At 66.0% G+C, this 11,850-nt stretch carries 5 protein-coding genes and 1 pseudogene; 5 read left to right on the forward strand and 1 reads right to left on the reverse strand.

The genetic code is table 11. From position 1 onward, the window contains the following. Positions 1-63 precede the first annotated feature (63 nt). Positions 64-813 carry a DUF72 domain-containing protein gene (locus KO539_RS21740; protein ID WP_219311639.1) on the forward strand — a complete coding sequence of 250 codons (750 nt, stop codon included), beginning with the start codon at positions 64-66 and terminating at the stop codon, positions 811-813. Here KO539_RS21740 and KO539_RS21745 read toward each other — a convergent pair. Beyond that, a complete protein-coding gene (locus KO539_RS21745; protein ID WP_219311641.1) occupies positions 810-3,023 on the reverse strand; it encodes a hypothetical protein in 2,214 nt (737 codons plus the stop codon). The genes KO539_RS21740 and KO539_RS21745 overlap by 4 nt on opposite strands. A gap of 288 nt (positions 3,024-3,311) precedes the next feature. Here KO539_RS21745 and KO539_RS21750 point away from each other — a divergent pair, with 288 nt between their 5' ends. The 4 genes and pseudogenes from KO539_RS21750 to KO539_RS21765 all read left to right on the forward strand — a co-directional run. After that, positions 3,312-3,692, forward strand: a complete 381-nt coding sequence (locus KO539_RS21750) for a GntR family transcriptional regulator (protein ID WP_219311643.1) — start codon at positions 3,312-3,314, stop codon at positions 3,690-3,692. Next, complete coding sequence (locus KO539_RS21755; RefSeq protein WP_219311646.1) at positions 3,689-4,561, forward strand: ABC transporter ATP-binding protein; 873 nt, start codon at positions 3,689-3,691, stop codon at positions 4,559-4,561. Before KO539_RS21750 ends, KO539_RS21755 begins: the two co-directional genes overlap by 4 nt. Next, positions 4,558-5,559 carry a hypothetical protein gene (locus KO539_RS21760; RefSeq protein ID WP_219311648.1) on the forward strand — a complete coding sequence of 334 codons (1,002 nt, stop codon included), beginning with the start codon at positions 4,558-4,560 and terminating at the stop codon, positions 5,557-5,559. Before KO539_RS21755 ends, KO539_RS21760 begins: the two co-directional genes overlap by 4 nt. Before the next feature lie 759 nt (positions 5,560-6,318). After that, a pseudogene (locus tag KO539_RS21765) lies at positions 6,319-11,850 on the forward strand (hypothetical protein); the annotation flags it as partial.

The following is an 11,850-nucleotide window of genomic DNA, read 5'->3' on the forward strand; positions in this document are numbered from 1 at the left end:
GCTGACCGCGGCACGGGCGTTTGTCCGATAGCCGCGCCCGCCTGGCCCTGCTGTAATGGCGCCATGCACCCTGTTTACATCGGCACGGCCGGCTGGAGTATTTCCAGCGCCGCCGCCAGCCACTTCCCCCTCGATGGCAGCCACCTGCAGCGCTATGCCCAGGTGCTCAGCTGCGTGGAAATCAACAGTTCCTTCTACCGCTCACACCAGAGCGCCACCTATGCGCGCTGGGCCGCCAACGTACCCGACCACTTCCGCTTCAGCGTGAAATTACCGAGCAGCATCACGCACGAACGGCGCTTGCGCGACTGCGCGGCCGAACTCGATCGTTTTGCGGGAGAAGTGATGCAACTGGGGAATAAACTGGGCTGCGTGCTGGTCCAGCTGCCGCCCAGCCTGCGATTCGAAGCGGACGTGGCCGCCGCATTTTTCCATGCGCTGCGCCAGCGCTTCGACGGCATGCTCGCCTGCGAAGCGCGCCACCCCAGCTGGTTCGAGGCGGGCGCAACCGAGTTATTAACGATGCAGCGCATCACGCGCGTGCGCGCCGATCCGCCTGCGGGACAGCCGGGGCCGCACGTGCCGACGACGGAAGTGGCCTACCTGCGCCTGCACGGCAGCCCGACAATATATTATTCCGACTACCCGGCCGACTACCTCACGGCGCTGGCCGCTGAATTGCACACACCAGCGCATGCGGACAGCTGGTGCATCTTCGACAATACGGCGGCCGGGGCCGCCCTGTTCAATGCGCTGGATTTGCAGGCGCGGCTGAGGGATGGGCCAGCCGCGCGTACGCATCGCACCATTTAAGGCAACGGCGTCTGGACGATGGCGCGGGCGGTATAGCCATACAAGGTACCGTTGCCAAAAGCCAGAACCTCCACGATGGGATTGCCCCATGCCAGTTGCGGTGAGGAAATGACCCCGGCCGTATCGATCTTGCGTACGCCATCCTGGCCGCTCAGGTACAGGTTGTCGGCCTTGTCGACGGCCAGACTGGGCATGCCGGCAAAGGACAGGCTGCCCACGCCAGGCCCACCGTCGGCATTTTTAGTCGAGTACAAGGTGCCGGCAAACACCGTCACGGTGCCGGAACGATCCGCCTTGAAGATCACTTGATGATAATAGTCATCAAAATACAGATTCCCCTTGCTGTCAAATACCATGCTGTAAGGCAAAACATCTTGCAAGCCGAGATCGCTATCGCCGAAGGAGCGCGTGAGCGTTTCAAAGGACACAAACAAGGAAAATACGCCACCAGGCGGGCGCCGATAAATCCCCCCGCTCAAAGCCTCCGTCCAGGTGACATAGCCATCCTTGTCCACCGCCAGAATATACTGCTGAAGGCCAAAACCGCCTGCTGGCAATGGCTCGACGGTGGACATGATCCCGTCAGCATTGATCTTGCGCAAATTAAAGGAAGGGGAATTCAGCGCCTTGTCCGCCACATACACGGCGCCATCCGCACCACAAGCGATCGCCACGGGGCCGGCCATGGTCGCGCTGAGCCGCGCCCCATCGTCGATGCCGGCGCGGCCGGCAATCCCCGCATAGACTTCCAGCTTGCCGTTCGGCGCCAGCCGGCGCAGCACTTTGCTGGCCGCATCGAGCAGATAGACATTCCCGGCTGGGTCGCTGCACATGTCCGAGGCCCTGACATTGCCCACGCGGGCGGCGGCGCCCACGCCGTCCGCCGGCCCCATACTGCTCAGCATGAGAGGAATAGTCGCGATCCCGTTGCCGGCATCCACCCTGCTCAAGCGCAGCAGGCTGGCATCGAAGACCAGCATGTTGCCTGCATCCCCGATCGATATCTGGGTCAGGCTTTTCCAGTCGAGATATTTTCCTCCCGCGTCAGGCACCAAGCGCCCCACCACCGTCGTCACCTCGCCAGCGGGCGTCATGCGGCGGATGGCATCGCGGTCGGCCAGCAACAAATTGCCGCTACGCTCAAACACCATGCCGCGCACGCCCCTGAAGCTGGCATTGACGCCCTTGCCGTCATAGCCGGTCGTCATCGCATTTCCGGCAACCAGGGAGGCCACGCCATTATTATCAAGGCGATATATCTTGCTGCCGTTAGTGTTGCTCAAGTAAATGACACCGTTGGCATCGACTGCCATCTGGCCCACTCGTCCTGCGCGCGGCAGGCCATTCGGCTCGGCCAACATGACAATGTAGGAACTGACCACGCCAGCTGGCGTCACCCGGCGAACCTGGAGCTGTCCATCATCGACGAGCAGCAAGTCACCGTTCGGATCCATGACCATGCTGGCGATCACGCCAAACCGGGCTTGCGTCCCCGGCCCATCGGCATACACAGGCACGCCATCCGGCTCTGCCGGTGTCGCACTGCAATTGGCACGGCGCTTGCCGGCCAGTGTACTGACCACGCCAGCCGGCGTAATTTTCCTTATCTGACCATTGCAGGTGTCGGCCACATACAGGTTCCCCTTGCCGTCGATCACCAGCGGTGCACGGCCCCCCATGTAAAAAGTCGCGCTGGCGGCAGGCCCGTCAACGGCACCAGCCTTGCCTGGCATACCGGCATAGATACTCAGGCTGCCGTCGGGGGCCAGTTTGTGGATCACCTGCGTGGAAGCATCGGCGAAGTAATAATTGCCCGCGCCATCCTGCGCCATGCCATCGACACGCTGGATCCGCTCCTGCACGCCGGCCAGCACAATGGGCAGGCAACGCACGGCCAGGCTGCTGACGTCCGCGCTGCCCATGGTGGCCGCGCCTTGCGCGATGCTGCAAGCGAGGCCCGCGGAAGCGCTGTCGACCTTGCCTTCATAACTGGCGCCCGCCGCCAGCTTGCCGGCAAAGCTGAAGGGGCCGTTGGCCGTGACGGTCACTTTATCCGTGCCGTTCGCCAGCACGACGCTGGCGCCAGGCAGCAGGCCGCTGACCGTGCCACCCAGCAAATAGCGCGGCGTTTCGACCGGCGCCACGGGTGTCGGAGGCGGCGTGGACGTGCCGCCGCCGGAACCGCCGCCACAGGCGCTCAACAGCGCCAACAGAGCGACGCCGCTACTGGCACGCCTGAACAGGTTTTGTACTTCTCCAAAGCAATTTATCATTTCTGCTTTCATGGTTGCGGCGACATGCACGCCAAAAGTTATCAAGTAAGATTTTCAAACACGCAACATTATAGTTTCCTTGTGGATAGAAAAACATGAATATGTTGACATTTGAATTTTCACTGTTATAGTTAACTACAACACCAACTCAATACATCACGGAGCTTCGATGCCTACAGCATTTTTCATGCGCCGCACCGCCCCGCCCTTGTCGGAGCGCATCCCATGAGCGCGGAATGGAATGACAATAGCCCCATCTACCGCCAGCTCAAGGCCAAGGTAGTGGGCATGATGCTCGATGGCGTGCTGCAATCTGGCGACGCCTTGCCTTCGGTGCGCCAGGTGGCGGCCGATTATCAATTGAATCCCATCACGGTCTCGCGCGCCTACCAGGAACTGGTCGACGATGCCCTGGTAGAAAAACGCAGAGGACTCGGCATGTATGTACTGGAAGGCGCCCGCGACAAATTGCTGGCCAGTGAACGCGAACGCTTCCTGCGCGAAGAATGGCCAGCCTTGCTGGAACACATCACGCGCCTGGGCCTTGACCTCGATCAACTGCTGCAAGCGAGCCGCGACGCCGGCGCACACGGAGAGAACGCATGAATGCATTGAACAAGGACAGCGTCATCAGCGCGCGCGGCCTGCGCAAGCAGTATGGCAAGCAGGTGGCCATCAATGGCATCAGCTTCGATATCGCGCCGGGGCGCATCGTCGGCTTGATCGGGCCTAACGGCTCCGGCAAGACCACCACCCTGAAAGCCATCCTGGGCCTGACGGGCTTCGAGGGCGACTTGTCGGTGCTGGGGCGCGATCCCCGCGTGCAGCGCGACGCGCTGATGGATGACGTGTGCTTCATCGCCGACGTGGCCATCCTGCCGGGCTGGCTGCGCGTGGCCGACGCCATCGATTTCGTTGCCGGCGTGCATCCACGTTTCGACCGCAGCAAGGCTGAACGCTACCTGGCCCACACCAAACTGTCGCCGAAAATGAAGGTCAAGGCCATGTCGAAGGGCATGGTGGTGCAGCTGCACCTGGCGCTGGTGATGGCCATCGACGCCAAACTGCTGGTGCTCGACGAGCCGACCCTGGGCCTGGACATTCTTTACCGCAAGCAGTTCTACCAGAACTTGCTGGAAGACTATTTCGATGAAAACAAGACCATCGTCATCACCACGCACCAGATCGAGGAAGTGGAACACATCCTCAGCGACCTGATGTTCATTCGCGACGGCCAGATCGTGCTGGCGTCGAGCATGGAAGAAGTAGGCGAACGCTACATCGAGGTGATGGTGGGTCCGCAGCACATCAATCCGGCGCGCGCCCTGCAGCCGATCAGCGAACGCAGCGTGTTCGGCAAGTCGGTGATGCTGTTCGATGGCGTCGCCCGCACCCAGCTGGTGGCCCTCGGCGAAGTACGCACGCCCAGCCTGGCTGACCTGTTTGTCGCGACCATGAAAGGATCGTACCAATGAGTATTTCCCCTGTAAACAAGATGCAATGGCTGCTCCGTCGCGAGTTGTGGGAACACAAGGGCATGCTGGTGTGGACGCCGGCACTGATCGGCGTCGTCATGACGGTGCTGGGCTCCCTGATGGCGATAGGCACCATCGCCAAGACCAAGATGCGCACGGCACTCATCGTCAATGGCGAGGAAATTTCCTGGAGTACCGTCTTCAATACGCGCTCCTTCGGTCCGCGCCGCACGGAAATCATCGACGCCGTCGCCAACAACTATACGTACGCAGCCGCGCCGCTGTTCCTGGCGCTGGGTTTCCTCGTGTTCTTCTATTGCCTGAGCGCCCTGCATGACGACCGCCGCGACCGCAGCGTGCTGTTCTGGAAGTCGCTGCCCATCTCGGATGCGCAGACGGTGCTGTCGAAAGCGGCCGTCGCCCTGCTGGTCGCGCCGCTGATCGTGGCCGCCGCCGCCAGCCTGACGTCGCTGGCCCTGATCCTGATCCTCAGCGGCGTGCTGGCGGCCAACGGCATCCACGTGTTTGCCGAACTGCTGGCCACCCCGGGCCTGTACCTGGGACCGCTGCGCGTATTCGGCTTGCTGCCCGTGTATTGCCTGTGGGCCTTGCCGACGGTCGGCTGGCTGCTGATGGTATCGAGCTGGGCCAGGTCGAAAGTCTTCCTGTGGGCCGTCGGCGTGCCGCTGCTGCTGCTCATACTGACAGTCTGGGCAGGCAAGCTGACGCAGACAGAAAGCGATGTCAGCTGGATACAGATGAATGTCATCGGGCGCGCCCTGCTGGGCACTCTTCCCGGCAGCTGGTATCTATTCGAGCCGGAACTGCTGCCACGCATGCACGCCCTGGCGGAAGGGAGTTCGCACATGACACGCATCGATGTGTTCAGCAATTCCTGGTCCAGCCTGGCCTTGCCTGCCGTCTGGCTGGGCGCGGCGGCAGGTGCGGCGCTGATTTACGCCGCCATCCGCCTGCGCCGCTGGCGCGAGGAAGGCTGACAGCGCACTGTCTCTTGCCCTAAAAAACGCCCCGCCCGTCGGGGCGTTTTGCATTTTCCGCCCCATTCAAGTCAATGAAACAATAACTACTTCATTGATAGTTATTATGAAAAATCCTTTTCATTCAATACCGGCTATCCGATCGATAGCAATAAATCGATATGATAATTACAAATAATTATTTCTATCGTATTTTATTCCCAATCACATTTGATAATCACCACACCAAAAAGCAACAACTAGCAATTCGATAGCGATATGTTTTTTGAATAAAAGGCGCAGAAACACTGGCGCATGTTGGCAGATTCAGCCGAAAAGCTCCATTTCGTGACAATTCGTGATCATTGGCGAAAGCAAAGCTTGACAGAATAGACTCATGGAAAGTGATCAAAATGAAATTGAAAGTTTCAGAATTGAAACTATCATCAGAGTGGGAGTGCTTACGCATCGCCTGCAAACACCGCTTTCCGAGAGTGTATGTCAGCTGGCAATTCAGTGACAAGAGAAACAAAATACAAAAAGATGACGCCATATGAAACAACTATAAAAATGGCATTTTTAATGTTTCTGAATAAGCGTTCTGTTGTGCCAGCGTTTTTTTGCCAGTTATGTTTTACTTGCCATTATCGACATCGGTAACACCCAAGTTCGACCACGGCCCAAGCCTCGCCGGAGCAAGCAAGGAATCGAATCATATTATTGATTTTTTATTATTTTATAAAATTGAACGAATACATAACCTTTTCCGGAGACTTCCAAATGGCCACCACCCAAAATCCAGCACAAGTTCCCGTCAATGCCGAAGGCGCAGCCGCCAGGATCACGACGCCGGCAAAAAAAGCCGTCACTCCAAAAGACGGTGACCGCAAGCAGTATGACGAAGACGAACTGATCAAAGGGGCCGATGCCAGCGCGACCATGCCGCCTGAAAATGTCGTGGAAGTCACGGGAAGCGCCGAAAGCGGCAATGCCGCCGCCCTGGGCACGGCTGCGGCGCTGGCTGCGGCAGCAGCCCTGGCAGCCGGTGGCGGTGGTGCGGCCGCAGGCCAGGCGGGCAACGGCGGTGCCGATTCCGGCACGCCGCAAAGCGATAACAACGGTGGTGCCGCTGGCGCTGGCGCCGGGGCGGCCGGCATCCCCAGCGGCAGTGTGGTCGATGTCGCCGGGGCTTCGGCTGGCGCGGGGGCGGGTGCCGGCGCTACAGGCGGGCTGGGCGGACTTGGCGTGCTGGGCGCGCTCGGCGGCCTTGGCCTGGTTGCCGCCGCGGCAGGCGGTGGCGGAGGCGGTGGCGCAGCAGCGGGCGGCTCCGGCACCGGTGGCACGGGTGGCACCGGGGGTGGCACGGGCACCGGCGGCACTGGCGGCGGTACGGGCACTGGCGGTACCGGCGGTGGCACGGGGACAGGAGGTACAGGCGGTACCGGTGGCACGGGCGGCTCGACCGGCGGTGGCACGGGCAATCAATCCACCACCACCGTCGTCACCGACGCAGCCATACTGGCCGCCGCCGCGGCTGTCGCCGCCGCCAACAATGCTTTGGCCGATGACGCCGCCGCCGCCGCGGCAGCGGCCACGGCAGCAGCTTCGCTGGCAGCGGCGAATGCGGCCGCCCTGGCCGACCAACTGGCGGCGCAGGCCGCCGCTGCAGCAGCGGCAGCCTTGCTCGCCGCCAATAACGCCAGCAGCGACGATACGCTGGCGGCCAGCACGGCAGCGGTCGTCCCCGGCGCGCAAGCGGCCGCTGGCGCCGCCACGGATGACGACAGCGCGGCCGCCGCCGCTGCCGCCACCGCCGCCATATCCCTGGCCGCCACCACGTCGGCCCAAAATGCCGATGCGGCTGCCGCTACGGCCGCCGCCAATGCCGCCGCCGCGCACGCCGCTGCTGATGCGGCACAAACGCAAGCGGACCAGACCAACGCCCCCGCACTGCAAGCCGTCGCCGATGCCGCCGATGTGGTCGCCGCCGCGGCCAACACCCAAGCAGCGCTGACCGATGCGGCAGCCCTTGGCGTCATCGCGGCCAATGATGCCGCCGCCGCTGCCGCCGCCACGGCGCTGGCCAATGCCACGGACGCCGCCGCGCTGGACCTGGCGGCAACGGCCGCCGCCAACGCCGCCGTCGCCGCAGGCATCCAGGCCAGCTTTACCGATGCCGACGCCTTGGCCCTCATCTCGGATGCGGATGCCGCCGCGTCTGCCGCCGCGACCGAACTGGCCGATGTGACCGATGCCGCCGCCCTGGCCGCCGCCGCCAGCGCCGCCGCCACGGCCGCCGCCGATGCGGCGACAGCGGCCAATGCCAGCGACGCCACGGCACTGGGTATCGCCGCCACCGCCGCCGCGAACGCAGCCACCGCCGCCGCCACGCAGGCGGGGCTGACCGATGCCGTCACCTTGAGCATGGCAGCCGATGCCGCCGCCGGCGTTGCCGCCCAGGACGCCACCATCGCCAACGCCACCGACGCCGTCGCTCTGCAAGCGGCAGCCAATGCCGCCGCGACTAACGCCGCCAATGCCCAGACACAAGCGAACATGACGGACGCGCCCACCCTGGGCCTGATCGCCGATGCCGCCACCCTGGCATCGGACGCCGCGCAACTCCAGGCCGGCTTGACGGATGCGGCCGCGCTGGCCCTGATTTCCGATGCCGATGCCGCCACGGCGGCCGCCGCCGCCCTGGCCGCCAGTAGCGATGCCGCCGCGCTCGACGCCGCCGCTGCCCTTGCCGCCACGGTGGCGGCGAATGCCGTCGTCACGGCCAGCCTGAGCGACGCGGCCGCCCTGCAAATCACGTCCGATGCAGCCGCCAGCACGGCCACCAGCGCCGCCACGCAAGCGGCATTAACGGACGCGGCCGCCCTGCAAGTGATTTCCGACGCCGATGCCGCCGCCGCGCTGGCGGCGCAAACGACGGCCAACCAGACGGATGCGGCCGCCCTGGCCGCTGCTGATGCAGCCGCCGCCAGCGATGCCGCGAATGCGCAAACAGTGGCCGACCAGACCGATGTCGTCGCCCTGCAGCAAGCGGCCGACCAGGCCGATGCCGATGCCGATGCCGCGAATGCGCAAGCCAGCCTGCTGGACGTCAATGTCGCGCTCAATGCCTTCAATCTCGCCAACCTCGCCGCCCTGGCCGCCAACGTCACGGCTGGCCAAACCAGCGTGCTCGACCTGACGGCCACCGTCAATAGCTTGCAGCTCGGCGCCGATAACGCCGATGTCACTGCCGCCCTGTTCGATGCCACCATTCTTGCCGGCATCTCCACCGCCGATGCGCTGACGGCCACCGGCCTGCAAGCCATCGCCGCCGCGACCGATGCCGATGCACTCATCGCCACGGCGGCAGCTGCCGTCTCGGCGGCGGAAATAGCCGCCGGGCTGGGCGGGATCGACATCTCGGCCGTCAGCGCGGCTGCCGCGGCGCAGGCTGCCGCCACTGCCGCCGCCGCCACTGCCGCATTGAGCGATGCCGGCGCGCTGGGCCTCGTTTCCACCACCGACGCCGCCGCTGAACTTGCCGCCCAGACCGTCGTCAACACGCTGAGCGCTGCCAATACCTTGGCACAAGCGGCAGCCACGGCTGCGCAAAACACGGCCAACCTGACCGATGCCGTGGCCCTGGGCCTCGTCTCGACGGCCGCCGACGCGGCCGCGGCCCTGGCCATCACGACGGCTGGCCAGACCGATGCCACCACGCTGAGCCTCATCTCGAATGCCGATGCGCTGGTCGCCTCCTCGGCCGCCAGCCTGGCGGCGCTGACGGATGCCACGGCGCTGGGCTTGATCTCGACCGCCGATGCCACCGTGGCCGCCACCCTGCAGACAACGGCCAACCTGACCGATGCCGCCGCCCTGGGCCTGCTCGCCACGGTCGCAGCAGCCACCGCCAATACGGCGACGAATGTAGCCAACCTGACCGATGCGGTGGCCCTGGGCACGCTCTCGACCGCCGCCACCACGGCCGCCAATACGGCTGCCGCCACCGCCGCGCTGACCGACGCCACGGCCTTGGGCCTGGTCGCCACGGCCGACGCGACTGCCGCTGCCGCCCTGCAAACGACGGCCAACCTGACCGATGCCGTGGCGCTGGGCCTCGTCTCGACGGCCGCCAACACGGCCGCCACCGCCGCTGCCGCTGTTGCCAACCTGACCGATGCCGTGGCTCTGGGCACCGTCTCGACAGCCGCCACGGCCGCCGCCAACACGGCAGCGGCCACGGCCGCACTGACCGACGCCGTCGCCCTGGGCCTGGTAGCGACCGTCGATGCGGCGGCCGCCACCGCAGCGCAAACGACGGCCAACCTGACGGACGCCGTCGCCCTGGGCCTGGCAGCGACCGTCAATGCCACCGCCTCCACGGCGGCTGCCGCCGTCGCCGGCCTCACCGACGCCGTCCTGCTGGGTACGGCCCATACGCTCAACGTCACGGCCGCCACCGTGGCGGCCACCAAGGCCGCCTTGACGGATGCCGCCGCCCTGACCACCGTCGCCAACAACGATGCCGCGAATGCCGCCGCCCTGGCCGCCTATTCGGCCGCCCATCCATTCGATCTGGTGGCGGCACTGGCCTCCACCGTCGCCGCCACCACGGCATCCTTGTCGCTCGCCGCCGCACAGTCGGCGCAGGCCGATGACGCGGCGGCCGCCTCGACAGCAGCCACGGCGGCAGCGTCCCTGACCGCCCTGAACAATGCGCTCGCGGCTGACAGTGCCGCCACCGCCGCCGCCACCCTGGCCCTGACTTCCCAGGCGGCAGCCACGGCGGCGGCGCTGGACGACACGCTCGCGGCCACCGCCGCCGGCGTCGCTGCCACCTCGCTGGCAGCGGCCCAGGCCGCGCAAGCGGCCGATGCCGCCGCCGCCACGACGGCCGCGACGGCCGCTAGCGCCCTGGCCGCCCTGAATGCGGCCTTGCAGGCGGACGCGAATGCGGCCGCCACGGCCGTTGCCGCCATCACGGCGAGTGCGGCCACCGCTGCCGCCGTCGCCGACGATCTGGCCGCTGCGACGGCCGCCACTGTCGCCAACGTCTCGCAAGCGGCCGCGCAAGCGGCGCAACTGGCCGACAATGCCGCCGCCAGCGCCGCCACCATCGCCGCCAACGCGCTGGCCTCCCTGAATGCGGCCCTGGCCGACGACGCGGCAGCCGCTGCGGCTGTAATCAACTCCACCAATGCAACGGCCGCCGCGGTTGCCGCTGCCACCGCCGACACGGCCGCCGCCGCCGCCGCCGCCGTGGCAGCCATCTCGGCCGCCGCCACGCAACATGCGCAGGCGGACGATATCGCCGCCGCCACCGCCGCCCTCACGGCGTCCATCTCGCTGGCAGCCACCCAGGCCGCACAGGCCGCCGATCTCGCCGTCGGCACGACCGCGGCAGCAGCAGCGAGCGCGCTGGCCGCATTGAACCAGGCGCTGAACGACGACAGCCTCGCCGCAGCGGCAGCCACGGCGGCGGCCAACGCGCAAACGGCCCTGAATAACGCCACGACGGCACTCAACGCGGCGATAGTGACGGCCAGCGCCTCGCTCGCCGCCGCCAATGCCGCCGCGGCCGACGACGCCACAGCGGCAAGCACGGCGGCGGCGGCGGCGGCGGCACAGCTCCTTGCCAATGCGGCCTTGCTGGCCGATACCGACCTGGCCTTGCTCGCCACGGCGGCCAACAACGCATTGAAGGCCGCCAGCCTGGCCCTGGCCGCCGACGATGCCGCCGCCGATGCCGCGCACACGGCCGCCCTCTCGGCGGCCGCCACCCTGGCGGCGCAACTGTCCGATACGGCGGCCCTGAACGCCCATGCCGCGCTCAACGCGGCCATCGCCAACCTGACCGCCGCCGTGACGGCCGATGTCAACGCCACGGATGCCGACAATGACAAGACGCTGAAACTGAACCTCCTGCTCGCCGCCCAGGGTGCGGCCGATGATGCGGCCCAGGCCAATGCCAATGCGGCCGCCGCCCATGCGGCGCTGGCGGCGGCCCAGGCCGACGATGCGGCTGCCGCCACCGCTGCCGCCAATGCGGTTGCCGCGCATGCGGCGGCCGTCGCGGCGCAAAACGCCGATGCCGCCGCGGCAGCGGCAGCGGCGCAAGCGGCCATCTCGATGGCCAACACGCTCAATGCCCAGGCCGACGACGCCACGGCGGCAGCCGCCGCCACGGCCGCCGCCAATGCGCAACTGGCCCTGGACGCCGCCATCGCCGCCGACGCCAACATCGCCGCCACCGCGGCGGCAGCCGCAGCCGCCCAGCTGGCGGCGCAAAACGCGCACGACGCCGATGTCGCG

The sequence above is a fragment of the Janthinobacterium sp. NKUCC06_STL genome, assembly GCF_019345455.1.
In the GTDB taxonomy this organism is placed as follows: Bacteria; Pseudomonadota; Gammaproteobacteria; order Burkholderiales; family Burkholderiaceae_D; genus Janthinobacterium; species Janthinobacterium rivuli.

Bases quoted from the DNA above. Each gene is read 5' to 3' on its own strand.
- KO539_RS21740 (WP_219311639.1), top strand. From the start codon at position 64: ATGCACCCTGTTTACATCGGCACGGCCGGCTGGAGTATTTCCAGCGCC.
- KO539_RS21750 (WP_219311643.1), top strand. From the start codon at position 3,312: ATGAGCGCGGAATGGAATGACAATAGCCCCATCTACCGCCAGCTCAAG.
- KO539_RS21755 (WP_219311646.1), top strand. From the start codon at position 3,689: ATGAATGCATTGAACAAGGACAGCGTCATCAGCGCGCGCGGCCTGCGC.
- KO539_RS21760 (WP_219311648.1), top strand. From the start codon at position 4,558: ATGAGTATTTCCCCTGTAAACAAGATGCAATGGCTGCTCCGTCGCGAG.